This window comes from Streptomyces sp. NPDC060232 (assembly GCF_042726555.1).
Taxonomy (GTDB): Bacteria; Actinomycetota; Actinomycetes; order Streptomycetales; family Streptomycetaceae; genus Streptomyces.
In genome coordinates, this window is the sequence record NZ_JBHXAG010000006.1 from 166,180 (window position 1) to 188,489 (window position 22,310).

At 72.5% G+C, this 22,310-nt stretch carries 19 protein-coding genes; 11 read left to right on the forward strand and 8 right to left on the reverse strand.

All coding sequences use genetic code 11. From position 1 onward, the window contains the following. Positions 1 to 80: 80 nt before the first annotated feature. From vioC to ACFWFZ_RS11940, 6 genes are all read left to right on the forward strand, one after another. Positions 81 to 1,115 (forward strand): arginine beta-hydroxylase, Fe(II)/alpha-ketoglutarate-dependent, encoded by a 1,035-nt coding sequence (gene vioC, locus ACFWFZ_RS11915; protein WP_387120320.1) that lies wholly within the window; start codon positions 81 to 83, stop codon positions 1,113 to 1,115. Between the two features lie 7 nt (positions 1,116 to 1,122). Next, complete coding sequence (locus ACFWFZ_RS11920; protein ID WP_387120322.1) at positions 1,123 to 1,872, forward strand: hypothetical protein; 750 nt, start codon at positions 1,123 to 1,125, stop codon at positions 1,870 to 1,872. A gap of 68 nt (positions 1,873 to 1,940) precedes the next feature. Then, positions 1,941 to 3,968, forward strand: a complete 2,028-nt coding sequence (locus ACFWFZ_RS11925; RefSeq protein WP_387120324.1) for an NAD-dependent epimerase/dehydratase family protein — start codon at positions 1,941 to 1,943, stop codon at positions 3,966 to 3,968. Further along, positions 3,965 to 4,669 (forward strand): PIG-L deacetylase family protein, encoded by a 705-nt coding sequence (locus ACFWFZ_RS11930; protein ID WP_387120327.1) that lies wholly within the window; start codon positions 3,965 to 3,967, stop codon positions 4,667 to 4,669. Before ACFWFZ_RS11925 ends, ACFWFZ_RS11930 begins: the two co-directional genes overlap by 4 nt. Further along, a complete protein-coding gene (locus tag ACFWFZ_RS11935) occupies positions 4,662 to 5,894 on the forward strand; it encodes an acetyl-CoA carboxylase biotin carboxylase subunit family protein (protein ID WP_387120330.1) in 1,233 nt (410 codons plus the stop codon). Before ACFWFZ_RS11930 ends, ACFWFZ_RS11935 begins: the two co-directional genes overlap by 8 nt. A gap of 57 nt (positions 5,895 to 5,951) precedes the next feature. Beyond that, on the forward strand, positions 5,952 to 7,031 hold the full coding sequence (locus tag ACFWFZ_RS11940; RefSeq protein ID WP_387120333.1) for a glycosyltransferase family 2 protein: 1,080 nt from the start codon (positions 5,952 to 5,954) through the stop codon (positions 7,029 to 7,031). Here the strand turns inward: ACFWFZ_RS11940 and ACFWFZ_RS11945 are convergent. Further along, positions 6,996 to 8,606 (reverse strand): CocE/NonD family hydrolase, encoded by a 1,611-nt coding sequence (locus tag ACFWFZ_RS11945; RefSeq protein ID WP_387120336.1) that lies wholly within the window; start codon positions 8,604 to 8,606, stop codon positions 6,996 to 6,998. The genes ACFWFZ_RS11940 and ACFWFZ_RS11945 overlap by 36 nt on opposite strands. A gap of 43 nt (positions 8,607 to 8,649) precedes the next feature. On the opposite strand from ACFWFZ_RS11945, the gene ACFWFZ_RS11950 reads away from it, so the two are divergent. The 4 genes from ACFWFZ_RS11950 to ACFWFZ_RS11965 all read left to right on the forward strand — a co-directional run bounded on the left by ACFWFZ_RS11950 (position 8,650) and on the right by ACFWFZ_RS11965 (position 12,818). Continuing rightward, positions 8,650 to 10,155, forward strand: coding sequence for an AMP-binding protein (locus ACFWFZ_RS11950; protein ID WP_387120338.1), 1,506 nt, complete (start codon positions 8,650 to 8,652; stop codon positions 10,153 to 10,155). Continuing rightward, positions 10,152 to 11,210, forward strand: a complete 1,059-nt coding sequence (locus ACFWFZ_RS11955; RefSeq protein ID WP_387120341.1) for a macrolide 2'-phosphotransferase — start codon at positions 10,152 to 10,154, stop codon at positions 11,208 to 11,210. Before ACFWFZ_RS11950 ends, ACFWFZ_RS11955 begins: the two co-directional genes overlap by 4 nt. A gap of 113 nt (positions 11,211 to 11,323) precedes the next feature. Further along, positions 11,324 to 12,073, forward strand: coding sequence for an alpha/beta fold hydrolase (locus tag ACFWFZ_RS11960; protein ID WP_387120343.1), 750 nt, complete (start codon positions 11,324 to 11,326; stop codon positions 12,071 to 12,073). Beyond that, on the forward strand, positions 12,063 to 12,818 hold the full coding sequence (locus tag ACFWFZ_RS11965; protein ID WP_387120346.1) for a nucleoside 2-deoxyribosyltransferase domain-containing protein: 756 nt from the start codon (positions 12,063 to 12,065) through the stop codon (positions 12,816 to 12,818). Before ACFWFZ_RS11960 ends, ACFWFZ_RS11965 begins: the two co-directional genes overlap by 11 nt. Here ACFWFZ_RS11965 and ACFWFZ_RS11970 read toward each other — a convergent pair. From ACFWFZ_RS11970 to ACFWFZ_RS11985, 4 genes are all read right to left on the reverse strand, one after another. Next, on the reverse strand, positions 12,794 to 13,360 hold the full coding sequence (locus ACFWFZ_RS11970) for a GNAT family N-acetyltransferase (protein ID WP_387120349.1): 567 nt from the start codon (positions 13,358 to 13,360) through the stop codon (positions 12,794 to 12,796). The genes ACFWFZ_RS11965 and ACFWFZ_RS11970 overlap by 25 nt on opposite strands. A 230-nt stretch (positions 13,361 to 13,590) precedes the next feature. Then, positions 13,591 to 14,637, reverse strand: a complete 1,047-nt coding sequence (locus ACFWFZ_RS11975; protein WP_387120352.1) for an ABC transporter ATP-binding protein — start codon at positions 14,635 to 14,637, stop codon at positions 13,591 to 13,593. Continuing rightward, positions 14,634 to 16,223 (reverse strand): ABC transporter permease, encoded by a 1,590-nt coding sequence (locus ACFWFZ_RS11980; RefSeq protein ID WP_387120355.1) that lies wholly within the window; start codon positions 16,221 to 16,223, stop codon positions 14,634 to 14,636. The genes ACFWFZ_RS11975 and ACFWFZ_RS11980 overlap by 4 nt, the downstream gene beginning before the upstream one ends. Positions 16,224 to 16,229: 6 nt before the next feature. Then, the gene (locus tag ACFWFZ_RS11985; protein ID WP_387120358.1) at positions 16,230 to 17,249 is read right to left on the reverse strand and encodes an iron ABC transporter substrate-binding protein; all 1,020 of its coding nucleotides are present in this window, start codon (positions 17,247 to 17,249) and stop codon (positions 16,230 to 16,232) included. A gap of 214 nt (positions 17,250 to 17,463) precedes the next feature. On the opposite strand from ACFWFZ_RS11985, the gene ACFWFZ_RS11990 reads away from it, so the two are divergent. Further along, complete coding sequence (locus ACFWFZ_RS11990; RefSeq protein WP_387120361.1) at positions 17,464 to 20,115, forward strand: AMP-binding protein; 2,652 nt, start codon at positions 17,464 to 17,466, stop codon at positions 20,113 to 20,115. A 109-nt stretch (positions 20,116 to 20,224) separates the two neighbouring features. On the opposite strand, the gene ACFWFZ_RS11995 is transcribed toward ACFWFZ_RS11990, so the two are convergent. The 3 genes from ACFWFZ_RS11995 to ACFWFZ_RS12005 form a co-directional block, all read right to left on the reverse strand. Then, positions 20,225 to 20,629 carry a hypothetical protein gene (locus tag ACFWFZ_RS11995; RefSeq protein ID WP_387120657.1) on the reverse strand — a complete coding sequence of 135 codons (405 nt, stop codon included), beginning with the start codon at positions 20,627 to 20,629 and terminating at the stop codon, positions 20,225 to 20,227. A 74-nt stretch (positions 20,630 to 20,703) separates the two neighbouring features. Next, positions 20,704 to 21,102 carry a roadblock/LC7 domain-containing protein gene (locus ACFWFZ_RS12000; RefSeq protein ID WP_387120364.1) on the reverse strand — a complete coding sequence of 133 codons (399 nt, stop codon included), beginning with the start codon at positions 21,100 to 21,102 and terminating at the stop codon, positions 20,704 to 20,706. Between the two features lie 40 nt (positions 21,103 to 21,142). Beyond that, positions 21,143 to 22,018 (reverse strand): MarR family transcriptional regulator, encoded by an 876-nt coding sequence (locus ACFWFZ_RS12005; RefSeq protein WP_387120366.1) that lies wholly within the window; start codon positions 22,016 to 22,018, stop codon positions 21,143 to 21,145. Positions 22,019 to 22,310: the final 292 nt, after the last annotated feature.

Sequence of the window (22,310 nt, forward strand, 5' to 3'; positions counted from 1 at the left end):
GCACCACCCGAGGGCCCGCGGCCCCGGCTCCGGCCGTCCGCCGGGCAGCAACCAATCCCGACCACTCAGCGAGAGTTGGCATGTCGAACCTCACCGACCAGTCCACGCCCGGCTACACCCTGACCGCCGACGAGGCCTCCGCCATCGCGGAACTCAGCCTCGAACTGGCGGCCCTCTACCCGTCCTTCGGCGACGCCGTACTGCTGCGCGACCTGCCGCGGCTCGCGGCCCGGCTGCCCGAAGGCGTGCAGCACTTCCTGCGCGACTTCAAGCTGGCCGACCGCCACGGCCACGCCGTGATCCGCGGTCACGACTTCGACCAGCAGCGCATCGGCCCCACCCCCGACCACTGGCGCGGCCGCGGCCGGCCCGGCCCCGAGTTCCCCGAGGAACTGCTGCTGATGCTGTACTCGGCGCTGCTCGGCGAGCCCTTCGGATGGGCCACCCAGCAGGACGGCCACCTCGTGCACGACATCTTCCCGATCCGCCAGCACGAGAACGACCAGCTCGGGATGGGCAGCAAGGAACTGCTGACCTGGCACACCGAAGATGCCTTCCACCCCTACCGCAGCGACTACCTGATCCTCGGCGCGCTGCGCAACCCCGACCACGTGCCCACGACGGTCGGTGAACTGGACCTCTCCTCGCTGTCCGCCGAGGACATCGACATCCTCTTCGAGGCACGCTTCCACATCGCGCCCGACGAGTCGCACCTGCCGAAGAACAACACGATCTCCTCCGCGCAGGAGGCGGCCCGGTTCGCCACCATCCAGCGGATGATCGACGAGAGGCCGCTCAGCCCGCTGCTCTACGGCTCACGCGTGGACCCGTACATGCGCCTGGACCCGTACTTCACCTCCGTGCCGGAAGACGACACCGACGCCCGGCGTGCCTACGACGCACTGTTCAAGGTGGTGGACGCCGGAATGCGGGAGGTCGTCGCGGACCAGGGCGACGTGCTGTTCATCGACAACCACCGCGCCGTCCACGGCCGGCTGCCGTTCCGGGCCCGCTACGACGGCACCGACCGCTGGCTCAAGCGGGTGTGCGTGACGGCCGACCTGCGCCGCTCCCGCGAGATGCGGGCCACGGCCGACACCCGGCTGCTGGGCTGACCCGCCGGTGACGCTCACCCTGACCGACCTGTCCCGGGACCCGTGGCTGCTGCCGGAGGTCGACGCCCTCATCGGCGCCAACATGCCCGCGTTCATGAGCTGGGAGTCCCCCGGAAACTGGCGCTGGCACGGCATGTACGACCGCTACGCAGGCCACCAGCTGTGCCTGGTGGACGGGGACGGGCGCCTGGTCGCGGCGGCCAACGGGCTGCCGATCCGCTGGGACGGCAGGACGACGTCGCTGCCGTCCGGCAGCGACGAGGTACTGGTCGAGGCCGTCGACCAGAGTCCGCCGGACCGCCCGGACGCCGTGTGCATGCTGTCGGTGTCCGTGGATCCCGGGCACCGCGCGGCCGGCCACGCGGAGCGGCTGCTCACCGAGGTACGGCGACGGGCCGCCCGGCACGCCCCCCGCGGGGTGGTCATCCCGGTCCGGCCCACCCGCAAGGCGCGTTACCCGCTGATCCCGATCGGCGAGTACACAGCCTGGCTCCGGCCCGACGGGCGCTGCTTCGACCCCTGGCTGCGCACCCATCTGGAGCTGGGGGCCCGGCAGCTGGGCATCGCCCGGGAGTCCCTGGTCATCCGTCAGCCGGTGTCCCGCTGGGAGGAGTTCCTCGGTCATCCGCTGCCGGGCCCGGGCGACCACCTCCTGCCCGGGGCCCTGGTGCCGCTGCGCGTCTGCGAGGACGGCCACGGCACGTACGCAGAGCCCAACGTGTGGGTCCACCACCCCGCCGGGCCCGGTACGCCGTGACCGGCCCGGGCGGAGAGCCCGGCACGCCCCATCCCGTCCCCCTTCTTCGACGAACCCTGGAGAGAACCATGCCTCCCGTACGCCTCGCCATCGTCGGGTGCGGCGCCGCCGCCCGCGGCTGCCACCTGCCCGCCCTGCCCCCGCTCAAGGGGGACGTGCAGCTGACCGCGCTCATCGACCGCGACCCGCGCCAGGCCGAGGCCGCCCTCGCCCTGTACCGGGAGCTCGGCGGCGCCGACGCCGAGCAGGTCGTGCTCGCCACCGACCCGGCCGAGGCCGCCGACGCGTTCGACGCCGCCGTGGTCGTGGCCCCGCACACCCTGCACGCGCCGATCGTCCAGGCACTGCTGGCGGCCGGCAAGCACGTCCTGCTGGAGAAGCCGATGACCACCTCGGCCGAGGACGCCCGTGCCCTGGCCGCCACCGCCGCGGCCGAAGGCGCGCCGGTCCTCGCGATGGCCCACCCGCGGCGGCTCTTCCCCGCCTACGCCTGGGTCAAGCGGCTCATCGACGAGGGCACCCTCGGCGAGGTGGTGCGGGTCGACTGGTCAGAAGGCCACCCCTACGCCCACGAACCGGTCTCCTGGTCGATGTTCGACCGGCGGCTCGCCGGCGGTGGCGTGCTCACCGACACCGCCTCCCACGTCTTCGACACCCTGCTGTGGTGGCTCGGTCCCGACGTGGAGGTGGTCCGCTACGAGGACAACTCGCTCGGCGGGGTGGAGACCGACGCCTCCGCCCACCTGCGCTTCGGCGCCACCGACGTGCACTGCGACTTCAGCCGGCTGCGCGACCTCGGCATCAGCTGCAAGGTCACCGGCGACAGGGCGACCGTGACCATCGGCACCGACTTCCCGGCCGGGGAATGCACGCTGGTCACTGCGGACGGGGTGGAACTGCACCGCGGCGACGTGCCCGCCGTCGCCCCGGCGCAGGACGAATGGGAGCTGCTCTTCAGCGAGCAGCTCGGCAACTTCGCCGCCGCCGTGCGCGGCGCCGCGCCCGTCCACTCCAGCCCGCAGGACGGCGTGCGCGTCGTCGAGCTGATCCAGGAGTGCTACGGCGGCCCCGGCCACGAGCGGGCCGCGCAGCCGTGGACCGTACGGGACGGCGAGGCCCCGGCGGGCCCCGTACTGGCCGGCCGTACCGTCGCGGTGACGGGCGCGAGCGGGTTCATCGGCGGCCGGATCGTCGAGCGGCTGGTCCTCGGCACCGAGGCCCGGGTCCGGCCCGTGGTGCGCGGCTTCGGACGGGCCGCGCGGCTGTCCGTCCTGCCGCAGGACCGGCTGGAGTTCCGCCAGGGCGACCTGCTGGACCCCGACACGCTCCGCGCGGCGTTCGAAGGCTGCGACACCGTCGTCCACTGCGCGTTCGGAAGCGCCGGCGACGAAGCCGGCCGCTGGGCCGCCTCGGTCGAGGGCACCGCGAACGTCCTGGCCGCCGCCCGTGCCGCCGGCGTGCGCCGCGTGGTGCACCTGAGCACCATCGACGTCTACGACCCGTCCGTCACCGGCGCCCTGACCGAGGGCTCCCCCGCCCGCACGGCCGACCCCGCCGACCGTGAGTACGAGCAGCAGAAACTCGCCGCCGAGCAGCTGGTCCTGGGAGCCCACGGCGAGGGCCTGGAAACGGTGGTCCTCCAGCCGGGCGTCGTGTACGGCCCGTGGGGCGGCCAGTGGACCACCGCTCAACTGCGCCGTTCCTCCGGCGACTTCGCGCAGCTCCCGTCGGCCGGCGACGGCGGCGTGTGCAACGCCGTGTACGTCGACGACCTGGCCGACGCCGTGTTCCTGGCGGTGGACACCGAGGCGGCCGCCGGTGAGCGGTTCCTCGTGGGCCACGCCGAGGAACTCCGCTGGGGCACCTTCTTCGACCGGATCCGCGCGCTGCGCGGCCTCGGCGGCCCTGCGTCGCCGCCCGCGGGCGAACCGGTCGCGGACTGGGAGCTGGAGCTGTACCGCTCCACCGCCCGCGCCGACTACGACAAGGCGCGCCGCATCCTGGGCTTCACGGCACGCACCCCGTTCGCCGAGGGTGACGCGCTGACCGGGCAGTGGGCCCGCTGGGCCGGGGAAGTACCGGGGGCCGACGCATGACGGGGGTCACCGACGTCCTGGTGGTCGCGCCGCATCCCGACGACGACGTCATCGGCTGCGGCGGGTCCATCGCCAAGCACGTGCGCGACGGCGCCCGGGTGACGGTGGTCATCGTCATCGGCCGCGAGCGCAGCGCCCTCGACGACGCCGTCAGCGATGCCGAGTTCGCCGCCGAGACGGAAGGCGCCGCGAAGGCTCTGGGCGTGCACCGCTGCATCCGCTTCGAGGAGCCCTCACGGGACTTCGTCCTCTCCCGGCGGGTGCACCTGGACCTGGTGCGGGTCCTGCGCGAGGTGCGGCCGCAGGTGGTGTACCTGCCGCACGACAACGACGACGACGTCGAACACCGCATGGTGCACCAACTGGCCGTCGAGGCGCTATGGATGGCGCAGTCGGAGTTCTTCCAGGAGACGGGCGGCCGGCCGATGCCGGCTCCCCGGCTGGTGCTGGGCTACGAGGTGTGGGCGCCGATGGCGCGCTTCCAGTACGCCGAGGACATCGACGGGCAGATCGAGACGAAGGTCGAGGCGATGCGCGCGTACGTCTCCCAGCTGCGGCACGCCGCATGGGACGAGGGTATCCGCGGGCTGGCCCGCTACCGCGGCGCGGTGTCGGCCGGCTCCGGGCACGCCGAGGTGTTCCAGGTGCTGAGCCTGGGCGGCATGCCCTCCTCCGGCCGGGCCGGCGGCGGCCATGACTGACCGCCTCCTGGTCTGCGGGATCGGCTCGGGCATGGACCGGTCCCTGTCCGAACTGCGTTCGCCCCGGCGAGAACTGGTGGTGGTGACCGACCACCCGACGGACCGGGCCCGGGCGGCCGCGGACGTCCTGCTCGTGTGCGACCCGAACGACGCCGTGGCGGTCCTCGCGGAACTGTCGAGGGCCGGCATCGACCGGATCGACGGGGTGTTCTCGCTCGGCGCGGACAATCCGCCGGTGATCAGCGTGCTCGCGCAGCGGTTCGGCCGCCCCGGGCTGCCGCTGGAGACGGCCCTCGACTGCACGCTCAAGGACCGGCGGCTGCGGATCCTGCGCGCGGCCGGGCTGGACCTGCCCCGGTTCGCCACCGCCGAGAGCGTCGGCGAGGCGGTGCGGGCGGTAGCCGAGATCGGTCTGCCTGCGGTCATCAAGCCCAGCGACCAGACCGGGTCGCTGGGTGTGCTGAAGGTGGAGTCGGAAGGGCAGGTGCGCGGGCTGGCGGAGGAAGCGCTGCGGCTCAGCCCCGGCGGGCGGATCGTGGTGGAGGAGTTCCTGGAGGGCACCGAGCACACGCTGGCGGCCTTCATGGTCGACGGCGAGCTCCACCGCTTCGGATTCGCCGACCGGGAGTACGGGCGCAAGGAGGAGTTCGCCCCGCACTTCTTCGAGGGCGGCGACACCCTTCCCAGCCGGCTGGCCGCCGAGCAGATCGAGGAGGTCACCGAGACGGTGCGGCGCGGGGCACGCGCCCTCCGCCTGGACCCGGCGGTGATCAACACCGACATCCTGCGCACACACGACGGCCGTGTGATCCTCCTGGAGATCACCTGCCGGCTGACCGGAGCCCGGATCGCCACCGAGGTGATGCGGCTGGCGACCGGGGTGGACCCGCTGCCCAACCTGGTCCGGCTGGCCCTGGGCCGGCCCCTGGAAACGGGCGAACTGACGCCCCGGCACAGCCGCGCCGCGGTACAGCGGTTCGTCCCGGCGGACGGCGGCGTGGTCGAGTGGGTCGGCGACCCGCGGGACGTCGCCCGCCGGTCCGGGGTGCACGACGTCTTCTGGGGCCTCGACCTGGAGCCCGGCACCGTGGTGCCGCCCTACCGCGGCGGCGCCGACGTACTGGCCGGGGTGATCGCCCACGCGGCGCACGCCGGGGAGGCCGAGGCCATCGCCGAGCGCGCCTTGCACGCCCTGCCCCTGCGGTTCAAGGCGGGCTCTCCATGACAGCGCCCACGCAGCGGGCACACCGTCCGCACACGAGCTTGACGAGGGAGAACTGAGATGGCCACCGACCTGGTGGACGAGGCGGCAGTCGAGAAGGGCATCGCCCGGACCAGCGTGATCATCGCCCTGCGTGACGACCTGCGGATCGCCGACTGCATCGCGTCGATCGACGAGGACGTCGAGATCGTCCTGGCACTCAACGGGCCGAGCGACGCCGTGCTGAAACTGATCGCCGAGCACCCCCGCCCGCTGACCGTCACCGAGATCGAAGACGTCGGCAACCTGGGCGCCGCCTACAACGCGGGAGCCGCCGCCACCGACCGGCAGTACCTGCTGCTGATGGACTCCGACTGCGTCTTCGCCCCGGGGGTGGTCCGCGCCATGGTCCGCGCGGTGCTCACCGACCCGGTGGTCAAGGGGCAGGTGGTGTACGGGGAGTCGGACGGAACGCTGAGCAAACTCACCGCCCGTGTGAGGGAGTTCGACGAGGGCGACTACGTCAGTGCGCTGTCCCCGCCGCTGATCTACAACCGCGACATCGTCGACCACATCGGCGGCTACCACTTCGACGAGCTGATCCACTGGTGCGAGGACCGCGAGTTCGACTTCCGGCTCCAGTTGGCGGGCATCCCCGTGGTGTACCTGCCGCAGGCGCGGATCTTCCACGACGCACAGCACGGCTTCGGCAACATGCGCAGCTACTTCCGCTACGGCGTCGGCGAGGGCATCGCCCAGGAGACCGGCGTGTTCACCACCCCGGCGGTACCGGTGGTGTGGCGGCTGTTCGAGGCGTCGCGGACGCTGGTGCACTGCGCCCGTGACAAGGGTGTGGGCGCGGCGGCCTACTACGCGCTGCTGAAGGCGGCCTTCCACACGGGCACCGTCCACCACCTGCTCAACGACCCGTACCAGGTGCGCGACCGCTACCCCGCCTCGGCGAAACGGGCGCGGATGGTGCGGTCGATCCCGCAGCACAGCACCAAGCTGAGCAGTGCCCAGCTGCGACGCCTGCGACGGGCGCACTGGGAGGCGGGCCGGCGGATCGAGAAGGTGGCCGACCTGTCGGTCTTCCACCCGGACGCCGCCGGCCCTGGCAAACCGTCAGCCGCCGGGCAGGCACGGCAGCAGCAGGCGTGAGGGGTGGTCGCCGCCGTGATGGACGGTGTGGTGGGCGAGGACCCGCGGGTGGACGTCGAAGCGTGGCGCGTTGCTCGCCGCGATCTCCAGACGGATCCGGTGGCCCGCGCGGAACACGTGACCGACCGCGCCCAGCGCGACGGTGACCTCGGCCGGCTCCCCGGGGGCGGATGCCGCATCCGCCCCCGGCGCCAGCCGGCGCACGCTGTCGCACAGCAGCTCGGCCCTGCCGTCGGGGTACACGTCGACGAGCTTGCCGGTCACGTCGCCGCCCGCCGCGTCCGGGGTGACGTACACCGTCAGGACGGTGTCGCCGACGACGGTCAGCGGCGCCGTGAGCTGCTCGCTCGTGAAGCACAGCACGTCGGCGCGCCGTTCCACCCCGCGCTGGTCCAGCGGACCGCAGTCGCCGCCGGTGAACTGGCCGGGGAGGGCGGTGGCCCCGCCGGTGGTGGGCACGGGGTCGGCCGGGTCGTGACGGAGCCGGTCGCAACCGGAGTCCTCCGGGGTGGGGCCGGGCGTCAGACAGCGGTCATGGAGGTGCAGGACGAGGTCCCGGGTCCCGGGGACGGGCCAGTCGGGGAAGACGCGCCACTCGTCGGCACCGGTGACGAACAGCCGTACCGGGTCGGCTTCCGGGGCATCGGCGCGCAGTCGCAGATGCCGGTCGAAATGGTCCAGATGGAGACCGGTGACATCAATGCTGCGTTCATCGGCTGCCAGCCCGTAACGGCGCTGCGGGAATATCCCGCCGGTAACGCAGTGGGACCACGGGCCGACCACCAGCTGCGACGGCGTTCCGCATTCCCGAATTCCCCTGTGATTCTCCAGGGCGCCGGCGAGGAAAATGTCGTACCAGCCGGTGAGGTGAAGTACCGGGACGTCGATCGCCGCATAGGACTCGCGCGGGGCGGCGCGCCGCCAGTACGGGTGGCCGCCCGGGCGCTCGCGCCATTGGCGGTAGTACGGAGCCAGCCGGTCCAGCAGGTCCGCGGCGGCGTCCGGGTCCCGGTAGAGCTCGTCGATCCGGTCGACGGCGCGGGCCACCTCGTCCAGATCGGTCCCGGTCAGCCCGGCCCCCTCCAGCAGCAGGTCGTAGAGCACCCAGTACAGGACGAAGCCAAGTTGGAAGGCGCCGCCCTGCCGGGTCCAGCCCTCGTCGAAGCCCGATCCGGCCACGTGCGGGACGATCGCGCCCAGGCCGGGCGGGCGTTCGGCCGCGGCAAGCAGTGCGGCCATCGCCTCGTACGAGCGGCCGAACAGGCCGGCCGAGCCGTCGCACCAGGGCTGCTCCACCGCCCAGGCAACGGTGTCCGCGCCGTCCGCCGCCTCGTGCCAGTACGGCTCGAAGGAGCCGTCGGAGCCGAACCGGCCGCGCACGTCCTGCACCAGCACGGCGTATCCGGAGCGGACCAGGCGCAGGCCGTCGACGGAGGCGCCGCCCGGGCTGCCCGACTTCCCGTAGGGCGTCCGGCGCACGAGCACCGGCACCGGGCCTGCGGCCTCGGGACGGTAGAGATCGGCACTCAATAAAGTGCCGTCGCGCATAGGTATTTTCAGATCGTGTTCCACCATGATTCGCACCCACCCATATTCCATCAGGACGAGGGAATTCACAATGCAGCCCTCAGGAATCCATTTCCTGGAACCGTTCTTCGAGACGGCGCGTACGGATCCGGCCCGCCCGGCCGTGGTCGACAACGGGCTCGTCGTCGGCTACGGCACCCTCGCCGCCTGGGTGCTGGAGGTGGCCGACGCCGTCGCCCCCCGGACGGATCTGCCCCAGCCGCCGGTCGGGGTCGTCGTACACCACTCGGCCCGCGACGTGGCGGCCCTCCTGGGCGTTCTCGCGGCGGGGCGCGCCTACGTGCCCCTGGAGGCCGGTCACCCCGGGGCCCTGCTGGAGTCCGTCCTGGCCCGACTGGGGGTCCGCGAGGCCGTGGCGACGGCCGACGCCGGCTGGCAGCCGACCGTCGCACGGCTGATCCGCCCCCGCTGGGCGCCCTCCCCGCTGGCGCCCCCCGTGCTCCACGACTCGGGCGTACGCCCCGAGGATCCGGCGTACGTGCTGTTCACCTCCGGCTCCACCGGCAGGCCCAAGGGGGTTGTGGTGCCGCACCGGTCCCTGGCCGCCGTGGTGCCGGCGCTGCGCGCTCTGTACGACATCGGCCCGCACGCCACCGTGCTGCACTTCCACGGCGCCGGCGGCGACACGAGCCTGGAGGAGATCCTGCCCACCCTGACCGGCGGCGCCACCCTCGTCGTCGACGACGCGGCACGCGAGGGTTTCACGCAGGTCGCCGAGGACCAGGAGGTCACCGTCGCGGTGCTGCCGACCGGATTCTGGTACAGCCTGACCGGTGACCTGCTGCAGCAGGGCGCCGGTCTGCCCCCGTCCCTGCGTACGGTCGTGATCGGCGGGGAGGCGGTGCGCGCCGACATGCTGGAACGCTGGCGGCGGCTCGGGGCCCACGGGGTGCGGCTGCTCAACACCTACGGATCCACCGAGACGGCCCTGGTCACCCACGCCGTGCAGCTGGCCGGGCCGGGCGCGCCCGGACTGCCGGAGACGGGCGGCGACCTGCCCATCGGGCTGCCCTTGCCGCACGTCGGCCAGCACGTCGACGAATCGGGCGAGTTGTACGTGTCCGGGCCCGGGCTGGCCCTCGGGTACCACGCGGCCCCGGAGGCGACGGCGGCCAGGTTCACCGAACACGGAGGAACCCGCTGGTACCGCACCGGGGACCTGGTCTCCGTGGCGCCCGGGGGTGCCCTGGTGTTCCGGGGCCGCTCCGACCACCAGGTCAAGATCCGCGGTCACCGGGTGGACCTGGTCGACGTGGAGGCTCTCGTCGGAAGCTGCGAGGGGGTGCGGGAGGTGGCGGCCGCGCGGGTCGACCGGGCGGAACACAGCACGCTGGCCGCCTTCTTCGTGCCGCTCGCGGACCACGACCCCGGTGAGGTCGCGACGGGCGTCCGGGCCCGGCTGGCCGGCACGGCGGCGCCGCACCTGGTGCCCAGCCTGCTGGTACCGGTCGCGGAACTGGAACGCACCCACACCGGCAAGGTGGACCGCAACGCCACAAGGGACCGGTACCTGGCCACGACCGGGGCGGTGCGGTGAACGCCGCGACCGGCGCCGCGGGGGCGGCACGCGGGAAGGCGTCGACAGCGGGTGCCGAGGCACCGGAACCTGTCGCCGAGGCGGCCGCGCCGGGCCCGGCCGTACCGGAGTCCGCTGCGCCCGCCGGGGCGGACCCCGGTGCCGGCGCCGACCGGTCCGACCTCGCCGCGTACGCCTCCCGCCGCCTGGGCGTGACCCTCGATCCCTCGACCGCTCGCGCCGACGAGAGCGGCTGGGACTTCCGGGTCACGCACATCCGCGCGGCCGACGGCGCCTGGTGGATCCTGCGGCAGCCGCGCCGACCCGAAGCCTCGGAGCAACTCGCCTTCGAGGGCGCGGTACTGGCCGCGGTGCGCGGACGGACACCCGTGCCGGTACCCGACTGGCGCCTGCACGGCCCGGACCTGGTCGCCTACCCTCGTCTGCCCGGTGAGGCGGCGGGCACCGAGGATCCCCACACGCTGGTCTACGGCTGGTCCATGGACCCACTGGCCCACCCCGGCCACTACCTGGAACCCCTCGCCCGGGCCCTGGTCACGGTGCACACGACCGCACTGGACAGCTCCCCCGTCCTCGCGGGCCGGGGCCAGGCGGACCCCGGCACCGTGCGCACCAGGATCGCGAACCGGCTCACCCGGGCCCGCGCCGAACTCCCGCTCCCCTCCGCCGGGCTGCGACGCTGGAGGGCCTGGTTGGACGACGACCGGCTGTGGCCCGGCCGGCTGACTCTCGTCCACGGCGACGTACACCCCGGGCACACCCTGGTGGTGCGCCCGCGCTCCGGCCCGCCGGCCCTGTCGGGGCTGCTGGACTGGGCCAATGCCGATGTCGGCGATCCGGCGGTCGACTTCGTCGACATGCTGTACGCCGGCGGCCCCGCCGTCCTGGACCGGCTCCTGGATGCCTACCGGGCGGCGGGGGGTGAGGTGCGCGACGGCATGCGGGCGCACGTCCTGGCACGCGCCTCCTTCCTCTGGGTCCACGTGGCGCTGCGGGGCCTGGACACCGGCCGCCCCGCATGGGTGGAGACGGCGCTGCGCAGGATGGCACCGTGAGGGGCCCGGGGGCGAGCCGGCACGGGGCGGACGGCGCGGCGTGTTCCGTGCGCAGGACGGGACACACGCCCGGAGGGACGGCGTACACCCGGCACGGGACGGGGGACCTTCCGGTGGTGCTGGTCGCAGGCGGGGGCGGCGCGGGACGGATCTGGGAACACCACCAGGTGCCGGCGCTGACCGCCGCGGGCCGACAGGCGGTCACCTTCGACCACGGGCCGACAGCCACGGCCGGAGCTGCGCAACTGGCCGCCCAGACACGCGAGTTGCTGATCGCTCTCGATCTGCCGCCCTGCCCGCTGGTCGGCCACTCCCTCGGTGCCCTCGCCGTCCAGGAGCTGCTCCTGACCGATCCGCACCTGGCGAGCGGGGCGCTGCTCACGGCGACCCGCGGCCGGCCCGACGCGGTGGGAGAGGCCCTGGCACGTGCGGAGGCCGCGTCCGCCGGAGCGGGTATCCGGCTGCCGCCGGAGTACGAGGCCTTCGTCCGCCTGGTGCAGAACCTCTCCCCCCGGACCCTGGCCGACGAGGGCGCGGCCGCAGAATGGCTCGACTTGTTCGAACTCGCCGCGTTGGCCGGCGAGTCGGTCGCGTACCGGCCGGGCCCTGCGGTCGTCGACCGGCTGGCCGACTACGGCCGGATCCCCGTCCCCGTCCTGGTGCTGGGGTTCGCCGACGACGTCCTCGCGCCCGCCCCGCTGGGCCGGGAGGTCGCCGCCGCGATCCCCGGAGCCCGGTACACGGAGCTGCCGGACACCGGCCATCTCGGGTTCCTGGAACGGCCCGAGGCCTTCAACGCCGTCCTGCTGGACTTCCTCACCACCTTGGCCCCGACCGACCCCGGAGTGTCCCATGCCCCTTGAGCCCCGCACCCCCGTCACCTCGGAGGTCGAGGTCGTCCACGTCGGCCAGGAGCCGCCGGACTCCTGGGCCGCGGCCGTGTACCTGTGCGGCCCGACCCCCGTCGACCCCGCCGAACCGTCGTGGCGGCCGGGCGCCGTCGCCGCACTGCGGTCCGCGTGGTCCGGTGCCGGACGGCTGGTGGTGTTCCTGCCCGAACCGGTACCCGGCGGCGGCTACCCGGCGTACGGGGACCAGATCGCGTGGGAGGAGGACGCCATGCGCCGGTCCGACGTGATCCTCTTCTGGATCCCCCGCGACATGGCCACGCTGCCGGGCCTGGTGTCCAACATCAAGTGGGGCTCGTGGTGCGACTCGGGCCGCGCCGTGCTCGGTGCACCGCCGGAGGCCGAACGCATGGCCTACCTGCTCCACTTCGCGGACGCCCTGGGGGTGCCGGTGGAGCGGACGCCGGCGGGTGCGGCCGAGGCTGCGCTGCGAGCGGTCGGGCCGGGCTCCGCGCGCAGCGGTGGCGAGCGGGCGGTACCGCTGACGGTGTGGCGGACCGAGCCGTTCCGGACGTGGTACGCCGCACGCCGGGAGGCCGGGGACCGGCTGCTGGACGCGCGCGTGGAGTGGTACGCACCGACGGCCGGGCCGGACGGGGCCGCCGCCTGGCTGCTGACCGTCACCGTCGCGCCCGCCGACGGCTCCGGCCCCGCTGTGGGCCGCCTGCTGGCTGCTCAGGGGCAGGGCATGCTCATGTAGAGCGCCTGCTCGCCCTCGGATTCGGTGCCCAGGTACAGGGCGGTGTCCAAGCCGCAGAGGGAGAAGCCCATCCGCCGGTAGGCATGGATGGCCGGGGCGTTGACGTTGGTCACTTCCAGCCAGACGTGCCCGGCGCCCCGCTCCCGGGCGAAGTCCAGCGCGTGTCCCATCAACGCGCGGCCGATACCCCGGCCCCGATGGTCGGCGGCGACCTCGATGTCCTCGATGGTCAGCCGCCGGTTCCACGGGGAGTAGGAGACGGCGGCGAAGCCGACCAGCGCCCGGGCGGCGCCAACGGCCACGAAGGTGCGGCTGTCGGCGTCCTCGCCCTCCGTCTCCGCGTCGTCGCCTCCTTCGTCCTCGGGGAACACCTTGACCAGTGGCGGGTCCACCGGAACCTCGCGGAGGGCGAAGCCGTCGCCGGTCACGGCCACTTCGAAGACCGTGCTGGTGCTGAAGGACCCGTCGAGGGCCTCGATGGCCTCGGTGTCCTCGGGGCGGGCGATGCGGTACTCATACGTCGTGTCATTGATCGCTGTCATGGCATGAGGCTATGGCCGGGCCGACCTGGTATGGGCGGGTTTCAGCCGAATGGGCTGGGCCGCTCGCCCTGTCCGGCGGTCCCTCGGTCGTCGCCTCGTCACCGGCGTCCGCCAGGAGGCCGGCCGGCGCACGGTGCCCTCCGGGGGAACCGCTGGTCGGCACCGGCGCTCGCACCGGGTCCGCCCGCCTCCTGTACGGCTGCTCCTGGCGGCGCTCGGGGGGTGGAGGGTCACGCGGGGACCGGGTGGAGGGTGGCCTCTCCCGTGATCCGGATGCCGGTGCGCTCGCCGGGGGACGCCGGTGCGGGGCCCGGGACGCGGATGTCGATGGGTGCGTCCACTCCGTCCAGGGTGACGGTGACCATCGCGTCGTGGCCGTAGTAGCGGACGTCCGTCACCGTGCCGCAGGCCTCCGCCGAAGTGGTGTCGGTCAGTCGGATCTGTTCGGGCCGGAGCAGCACCATGCCCGCGTGTACGCCCCCCGGCGGGTCTGCCAGCGGGACACGGCCGAGCGCGGTGGTCGCCGTGCCCCTGTCCACGGTGCCGGCGACGAGTACCGCGTCACCGACGAAGGCCGCCACCCAGGGGTCTGCGGGGCGGCGGTAGACCTCGTGCGGTGTGTCGCACTGGGCCACCCGCCCGTTCCGTACGACGGCGACGAGGTCGGCCGCGGACAGTGCCTCCTGCTGGTCGTGGGTGACCAGGACAGCGGTGGCACCGGTGGCCCGGAGGGCGGCCCGTACATCGGCCCGCACGCCGGACCGCAAGGCGCTGTCCAGTGCGTTGAACGGCTCGTCGAGCAGTACCAGCTGAGGCTGCGGGGCCAGGGCTCGGGCGAGGGCGATGCGCTGTTGCTGGCCGCCGGAGAGCTCGTGCGGCATACGGTCACCGAACCCGGCGAGTCCGACCAGTTCCAGCATGTCCCCCACGCGACGGCTGCGCGCACCCCGGTCCAGGCCGGTCAGGCCGAAGGCGACGTTGCGCGCCACGCTGAGGTGCGGGAACAGGGCGCCTTCCTGGGGAACGATCCCGATGCGGCGGTGTTCGGGCACCAGGTGCGATCCGGGGCCGCTGAGGATGCGGTCGCCGAGGGTGACGGTGCCCCCGTCGGCGCGCAGGAAGCCGGCGATGATGCGCAGCAGGGTGGTCTTGCCGCAGCCGGAAGGGCCGAGTACGGCGACCAGGGCGCCGGCGGGGACGGTGAGGTCGAGTCCGTCGAGCACGGTGGCGCCTGGGCCGTACGCCTTGGTCAGCCCCGTGATCTGAAGGTCGGTCATGTGCGGTGCCTTCCGAGGAAGTAGGACGGTACGGCGGCCAGCAGGATCAGCGCTGCGGCGTAGGGGGCCGCGGCGGCGAAGGATCCGGTGCCGGTCTCCGTCCAGAGGCGGGTGGCGAGGGTGTCCATGCCGGTGGGGCGCAGCAGGAGGGTCGCGGGGAGTTCCTTCATGCAGACCACGAAGGTCAGCGCGGCTCCGGCCAGCACTCCGGGCGCCGCCAGCGGCACCGTCACCTCGCGCAGCACCTTCAGCGGGGATCGGCCGAGCGAGCGGGCCACGTCCTCCAGCAGCGGCGGGGACTGGAGCACGGCCGCGCGGGTGCCGGCCACCGCGACCGGCAGGAAGAGCACGGCGTACGCGCAGACCAGCAGCGGGAGTTCCTGGTACACCGGTTCGGCGTAGCGGACCGCGAAGAAGACGAGGGACAGCGCGACGGTGATGCCGGGCAAGGCGTGTCCGGCATACGCGGACTGCTCCAGCAGGGAGGCCGTCCGGCTGCGGTAGCGGGCGGCGATCACGCCGACCGGCAGGGCGAGGAACGTGGTGAGGGCGGCTCCGGCGGCGGCAACCCCGAGGGTCGTGCCGGCGGTGTCGAGGAGCCGGGCCGGGTCCCAGGTGGCGGAGTTGCCGACGGCGAGCCAGTACGCGAGCGTGGCCAGCGGGGCGAGGACGGCGACGGCCGTGACGGCTGTGCACCACACCAGCGCGGGCCCCCGCCAGCGGCCGAGCGGTAGGGGGACGGCGGGGCGCGCGGTGCCGGCTCCGGTCCTGGCATGGCCCGCGCGGCCGCGGGTGCGGGCCTCGGCGGCCACGAGCAGGATGGTCATGACCACCAGGACGACGCTCAGCGCGGCGGCCGGGGTACGGTCGAAGCTGGCCCGGTAGGAGGTGTAGATACCGCGCGTGAAGGTGTCGTACCGCATCAGGGAGACGGCGCCGAAGTCGGAGAACACGTACAGCGCGACGAGGACGGATCCCCCGGCGGCCGCAGGGCGCAGCTGCGGCAGGGTGACGCGCAGGAAGGTCCGCAGCGGTCCGTGGCCGAGCGAGCGGGAGACCTCCTCCTGCGCCGGATCGGTTCCGCGCAGCGCGGCTGTGACCGGGAGATACACGTACGGGAAGCTCACCAGCGTCAGGGCGAGCGCGGCCCCGGTGAAGCCCTCCAGGCCGGGGAAGGCGGAGAGCCAGGCGAACGCGGCGACGTAGCTGGGCACGGCCAGCGGCAGGGTCACCAGCACCGACCAGGCCCGGGCGCCGGGCAGAGCGGTCCGTACGGTGAGCCAGGCCAGCGAGACGCCCAGCAGCAGGGAGGCGGTCACGACGACCGCGGCGAGTCCCACGCTGCGGCCGAGGAGCTGGGCCGTGCGCTCGTCGGCGATGACGTCCCAGGCGAAGGCGGGACCGCGTTCCAGGGAGCGGATCGCGAGATAGCCGAGGGGCAGCAGCGCGAACACGGCGGCGACGGCGGCGGGGACGAGGAGGGCGGCAGGCGGGCGGCTCACGGCACGCAGCCGCCCGGCCGGCGGGGTGGCGCCGGGCGGGCGGGCGGCCGGATCCTTGTGCGGAACGGGATCCGTGGAGTGCATGACGGCTCAGACCATCCCGGCGTCCTGCAGCATCTTCAGGGTCTCCTGAAGAGATTCGAGCTTGCCGAGGTCGATCTTGGGGGCTTCGAGGGAGGACAGCGGCGGCAGGTCCTTGACCGTGCTGGTGACGCCGAAGGCCAGGGGGTACTCCTTGGTTTCGTCGGCGAAGTACTTCTGTGCCTTCTCGGAGAGGAGGAAGTCGACGGCCTTCTGGGCCGCGGGCGCCTGGTCGGTGCCCTTGACGATGCCGACTCCGGCCGCGTTCACGAGTGCGCCCGGATCGCCGCCCGGAAGGAAGTGGATCTTCGCGCCGACCTTGTCCGCGCCCTTCTCGGCGACGCGCTCGTACCAGTAGTAGTGGTTGACCAGGCCGAGGGAGACCTCGCCCTTGCCGACGGCGTCCAGCACCTTGAGGTTGTTGTCGTAGGCCTTCGGCTCGTTGGCCTTGAGTCCCTTGAGCCAGGCGCGGGTGGCGTCGTCGCCTTCGAGGACGCGCATGCCGGTGACGAACGCCTGGAAGGAGGCGTTGGTCGGGGCGTAACCGATCTTGCCCTTCCACTCCGGCTTGACCAGGTCGTGCACGGTGTCCGGCGCCTTCGCCACCTGGCCGGGGTGGTACGCGAGGACTCGGACACGTCCGGAGGTGCCCACCCAGTCGCCCGCGCCGCCGCGGAACGCCGGGTCGACCCTGTCGAGCGAGGCCTGGGGCAGCTTCTCCAGCAGGCCCTGGGAGGAGAGCGCGCCGAGGGCGCCGGCGTCCTGGGAGAAGAACAGGCCCGCCTTGGTCCTGCCCCCCTCCTCCTGGATCTGGGCGGCGAGTTCGGCGCTCTCGCCGTAGCGGACGGCGACCGTGGTGCCGACGACCTCTTCGAGCTCGTCGAGGAGCGGCTTGACCAGCTTCTCGTTGCGGCCGGAGTAGATCACGAGCCCGGCATCGTCCTCGTCGACGCCGCAGCCGGCGGCGGCGGGGAGGAGAAGCGCTGCCGCGAGGAGCGCGGTCAGACGTCGGGTCGAGGGGCGTCGCATGGGAAGCCTTCCTGCACGTGCAGCGAGAACCTGGGAACGCCTTATAAGTAAGGTAAAGCTTACCTAAACGTCAAGGTGATGCACGCAACATTTCGGCTTCGCCGGGAGTTCGGCGGAGCCGACCCTATCCGGGAAATCCTTATGGATCTTCATCGGCCCGGTCGTGATATTCCTGTGACTACTCCCTCAGGTAAGCCTTTCCTAAGATGCACGCGTGACTGCCCCCTCCGTCCTCCTGCCAGGCTCCAAGAACGTCCCCTTCGCCGGCGCTCTCGCGACCCACGGCGACCGCACCGCGGTCATCACCGCCGACGGCGCCGTGACCTACCGCGAGCTCGCCGCCCGGGTGGCGGCGACAGCCGAGCGCCTGGGGCGGACCCGGCGCCTGGTCCTGGTGGCCGGAGCCAACACCGTCGACGCCCTCGTCGTCCATCTCGCGGCGCTCTCGGCGGGGCACCCGGTCCTGCTGGTGCCGGGCGACCACCCGGAAGCGGTGCGGTCACTCGTCGAGGCCTACGATCCGGATGTTGTCGCGTGCCCCGACGACAGCGGGGAGTGGCTGCTCGACGAACGCCGCCCCGACTCCGCGCACGACCTGCACCCGGAACTCGCCCTCCTGCTGAGCACGTCCGGCTCGACGGGGTCGCCGAAACTGGTCCGGCTTTCGCACGAAAACCTTCAGGCCAACGCGGAATCCATTTCCGAGTACCTGGGAATCCGGGACACCGACCGTGCTGCCACGACCTTGCCCATGCACTACTGCTACGGCCTTTCCGTCATCCACAGCCATCTGCTGCGCGGCGCCGCACTGATCCTCACCGACCTCTCGGTCGCCGACAGTTGCTTCTGGGATCTGTTCCGGAGCGCCCGCGCAACGACCTTCGCCGGCGTCCCGTACACCTTCGACCTGCTCGACCGCGTCGGCTTCGCCGCGATGGACCTGCCCCACCTGCGCTACGTCACCCAGGCGGGCGGCCGACTCGCGCCCGGCCGGGTCCGCCACTACGCGGCTCTCGGCCGCGCCGCCGGCTGGGAGCTGTTCGCGATGTACGGCCAGACCGAGGCGACGGCCCGGATGGCCTACCTGCCGCCCGACCTCGCGGAGAGCCACCCCGAGGCGGTCGGAGTCGCGATCCCCGGCGGCTCCTTCCGGCTCCGGCCGCTGGCCGACCGGCCCGAGGAGGACACCGGGGAACTCGTCTACGCGGGTCCGAACGTCATGCTCGGCTACGCGCACACCCCCGGCGACCTCGCCCTGGGCCGGACCGTGGAGGAGCTGTACACGGGCGACATCGCGCGGCGCACCGCCGAGGGCATGTACGAGATCATCGGCCGGCGGAGCCGGTTCGTGAAGATCCTCGGCCTGCGCGTCGACCCCGCACAGGTCGAGGCGATGCTCGCACGGCACGAGGTCACCGCCCTGTGCGCCGGCGACGACACCGCGCTGTCCGTGGCCGCCGTCGCGACCGCCGGTGCCCCCGCGGCCGACGCGCGGCGCATACGCAGGCTGGTGACGAGCGAGTGCGGCCTGCCGGCCCGGGCGGTCCGGGTCCACGTCCTGGCGGACCTTCCCCGTCTGCCGACGGGCAAGCCCGACTACCGGGCCGTACGCGAGCTGGCCGGCCCGGCCGACGGCGCCTCACCGGCACAGGGGCCGGGCAACGGCCCCGACGACCTGTGCCTGCTCTACGCACGCGTACTCGACCGGACCGATGTGACGCGGGACAGCACCTTCGTCGGCCTCGGCGGCGACTCCCTCTCGTACGTCGAGATGTCCCTCCACCTGGAAGAGCGGCTCGGTCACCTGCCGACCGACTGGCACACTACGCCGATCCGGGAACTCAGGCCCGCGAAGGGCGGGTTCCCGGCACGCAGACGGACCCTGGAGACCAGCGTCGCCCTGCGCGCCATGGCGATCTTCTGCATCGTCGGATCGCACATCCACGTCTTCGGCATCAAGGGCGGAGCACACCTGCTCCTCGCCATCGCCGGCTACAACTTCGCCCGTTTCCACCTCACCACCGTCGACCGCGGCGAGCGCATCCGGCGCGCCTGCCTCAGCATCGCGCGGGTCGCGGTGCCGGCCATGGTCTGGATCGGCTTCGTCCTCCTCCTCAACGACGACTACACCCTGGCCAACCTCGCCCTCCTCGACAGTGTCCTCGGGCCCGAGGACAGCAAGACGGGCATGCACTTCTGGTTCATCGAGGCGCTGGTCTACATCCTGATCGTCACCGTGGCCCTCCTGGCACTCCCCCTCGCGGACCGGGCGGAGCGCCGATTCCCGTACGGCCTGCCCCTGACACTCGCCGCTCTCGGCCTGCTCACCCGCTACGACCTGCTCGGGCTCCCCGACCGCACCCGGATACCCGACGCGGTCACCGTCTTCTGGCTGTTCGCGCTGGGCTGGGCGGCGGCGAAGGCCGGGACCAGGACACAGCGGATCATCGTCACGGCCGCCGCCCTGGCCACGGTGCCCGGCTTCTTCCCCGGCGACCCCGGACGAGAAGCGATCGTCATGGGAACATTCGCCCTGCTCGTCTGGGTGCCGACCCTCCCCGGCGGCGAACGCGTCAATCAGGTCGCCGGCCTCCTGGCCGGCAGCTCGCTGTACATCTACCTGACCCACTGGCAGATCTTCCCGTTGATCGACGGGTTCTCCCGGCACCTGGCCTTCCTCACCTCGCTGGTCTTCGGCATCGCAGCGACCCGCGTGATGCGCGGACTGCCCTCGCTGCTCTCGCCGGGTGCACTCCGCAGACGCGCCCCTGAGGGACTCCGAGTCCGGGTTCCGGTGAGCGTAGCGGAGCGGCTGCGTCGAACTCCTACGCCGACAACCTCCGTTCAAGGACACAGAGGTCCTTGAGCCACGGGCTGCGCCGGGGCCCGCGGCGCTGTCCCATGCCGACACCGTTCACGTCGCGGTCGTCGCCGCCAGCGCAGGAGGGGCGTGGGGACGTCGCCCGTGGCACGGCCTACAGATGTCCGTGTTCCCTCAGGACCCGGCGGGCCTGCGCGAAGAGCATGCCCACGTTCACGGTCTTGCGGCACACGACCACGGCGACCACTTCGTCGGCGCTGTCGACCCGCAGGAAGAGGTGGGTCAGGTTGTCGCTGTTGACCAGGATCTCCTGGAAGTAGTGGCGGTCGCTCACGATCCCGCGGCGCTCCTTGAAGATCCCTTCGATCATCACCACGTTGCGGCCCTGGAAGAGGTCCAGTGTCGCCGCCGCCAGCATGTCGAGGACTTCCGCCGGGTGGGAGTCGACGGTCTCCACGGACAGCAGCATGCCGGTCGCCATGTCGATGACCCCCGCGGCCACACAGTCGGGAACCTCCATACGCAACCTCTTGACCAGGCTTGCGACCTGCTCGGACATGCTCTGCTGCCCCTGGGTGTTCGCGCCGCTCATCGTGCTCCTTCGTTGACGTTGTTCTTGTTCCAGCGCACCGGTCAGTCGCCCGCAGACTGCGTGTCCGGCGAGGTGAGCAGTGCGCCCAGGCGCTGCAGGGAGGCCTGCGTCTCGGCGTGGAGGCGCCCGATGTCCAGGCCCGTGTCGCCGAGCACCCCGATCAGGGCCATGTCTCCGACGGCATGGGCTACGAGGTAGCCGTCGGTGTACCGCGACACCGTGTGGTGGAGCAGCCCCTTGCTCGTCATGGCCCCGGCACGGCGGGCGATACTGAGGGTCGCCGCGGTGAGCGCGGCCAAGCACTCCGGATCCGCGACGTCGTCGGTCTCTGCCGTGATCAGCAGACCGTCGGCGGAGGCCACCACGACGTCGGTGACGCCGACGACCCGGTGCCGCAGCTCCCGCATCTCGGTGACGAGCTGCGCATTCCTGGTTGTCACGATTCTCCTGTTGTGCTCGACGTGTTACCTGTTGGAGGGTTCAAGGGTTTCCACCGCGGGCCCGGTGCCTGGCGAGGTACGTCGACGGGGGCCGCCAGCACTCGGCCACCGGCCTCAGCGGCAGCACCTCGGTGATGCCGCTGGCACCGGGGAGGCGTTGCGGCAGCTGCCCCTGGGCGGGCCGGCCACGGACGGGAGCGGGATGCGGGGACGGGACTGCGGGGCTCGGGACATCGGCCGGTACCACCGTCTCCAACAGGCCGTCGCTCATCAGGCGCGAGACCTCGACGGTGACGGCGTACAGGCTCCGGCCGAGCAGGAAGGCGATGTCCCGGACGCTGCGGCGACCGTTGGCCCTTAACAGGATCTCCCTGCGCTCGCCCCTGCCCGTGGTGGCGAGCCATGCTGAGCCGGCAGGGGTTTGGGCAAGCCGACTGCGGAACGGGGAGAGGTACTGCGCAATGGCGCCGAGGACCCGAATCCGCCTTCCCGCTTCCTCCACCAGCCATTCCGGTTCAATGCCGTCCGGAGCGGCCAGGCGGCAGGTGCGGGCATCCCGCTCGAAGGTGAAGTCGCTGATCCGGCCCATCCCGACGGCCAGCGCTCCGTCCAGCGCGGCCATCGCACACATCAGCTGCAGTTCCGCACTGCCGACCAGGTCCTGGGCGATCAGCACGGCCCCGACGCGACCGTCCGCGGCACACGACCGGGTGACCGACACCCAGTCGGCCTCACTCACCCGGCCCGATCGCAGGAGCAGGGTCTCGACTCCGGGGGCCCCGGGTGAAGCCACTTCGACGAGGGCACCGCACCGGAGGTGGAAGACTCCTCCAGGTTCCCCCGACACCATCAGCGCCCCGGAGAGCCGGTCCTGCGACACCTCGGTGAGTGCCCTGGCCAGATCAAGCCCCGTCACTCTCGACGGTCCTCGGTGTGGTGCCGATACATCAACCTCTGACATGTCCCCGCAATCAGCCGCTCTCGCCGTGGACACCGCAACTGGGAACTCCCTACGCCAGCCCGGTCGTCACACCGTATCCAGGTAGGCCGATCATCTGACGATAAGTCGCCGCAGTGATCGCTTTGTGGCGCCAATCGAGCATTCGTGCATCATTCGCGACGTTCAACTTTCCTTGGTTGAGAACTGTTCACCCGTCTCACCACCAAGACCTCGACACCGAGCGGAGGGTCGGGCGGGGGGCGGGCCG

Excerpts from the sequence above, each read along its gene's own strand:
- vioC (WP_387120320.1), top strand. The coding sequence starts at position 81 with ATGTCGAACCTCACCGACCAGTCCACGCCCGGCTACACCCTGACCGCC.
- ACFWFZ_RS11925 (WP_387120324.1), top strand. The coding sequence starts at position 1,941 with ATGCCTCCCGTACGCCTCGCCATCGTCGGGTGCGGCGCCGCCGCCCGC.
- ACFWFZ_RS11930 (WP_387120327.1), top strand. The coding sequence starts at position 3,965 with ATGACGGGGGTCACCGACGTCCTGGTGGTCGCGCCGCATCCCGACGAC.
- ACFWFZ_RS11935 (WP_387120330.1), top strand. The coding sequence starts at position 4,662 with ATGACTGACCGCCTCCTGGTCTGCGGGATCGGCTCGGGCATGGACCGG.
- ACFWFZ_RS11940 (WP_387120333.1), top strand. The coding sequence starts at position 5,952 with ATGGCCACCGACCTGGTGGACGAGGCGGCAGTCGAGAAGGGCATCGCC.
- ACFWFZ_RS11945 (WP_387120336.1), bottom strand. The coding sequence starts at position 8,606 with ATGGTGGAACACGATCTGAAAATACCTATGCGCGACGGCACTTTATTG.
- ACFWFZ_RS11950 (WP_387120338.1), top strand. The coding sequence starts at position 8,650 with ATGCAGCCCTCAGGAATCCATTTCCTGGAACCGTTCTTCGAGACGGCG.
- ACFWFZ_RS11965 (WP_387120346.1), top strand. The coding sequence starts at position 12,063 with ATGCCCCTTGAGCCCCGCACCCCCGTCACCTCGGAGGTCGAGGTCGTC.
- ACFWFZ_RS11970 (WP_387120349.1), bottom strand. The coding sequence starts at position 13,360 with ATGACAGCGATCAATGACACGACGTATGAGTACCGCATCGCCCGCCCC.
- ACFWFZ_RS11975 (WP_387120352.1), bottom strand. The coding sequence starts at position 14,637 with ATGACCGACCTTCAGATCACGGGGCTGACCAAGGCGTACGGCCCAGGC.
- ACFWFZ_RS11980 (WP_387120355.1), bottom strand. The coding sequence starts at position 16,223 with ATGCACTCCACGGATCCCGTTCCGCACAAGGATCCGGCCGCCCGCCCG.
- ACFWFZ_RS11985 (WP_387120358.1), bottom strand. The coding sequence starts at position 17,249 with ATGCGACGCCCCTCGACCCGACGTCTGACCGCGCTCCTCGCGGCAGCG.
- ACFWFZ_RS11995 (WP_387120657.1), bottom strand. The coding sequence starts at position 20,629 with ATGTCCGAGCAGGTCGCAAGCCTGGTCAAGAGGTTGCGTATGGAGGTT.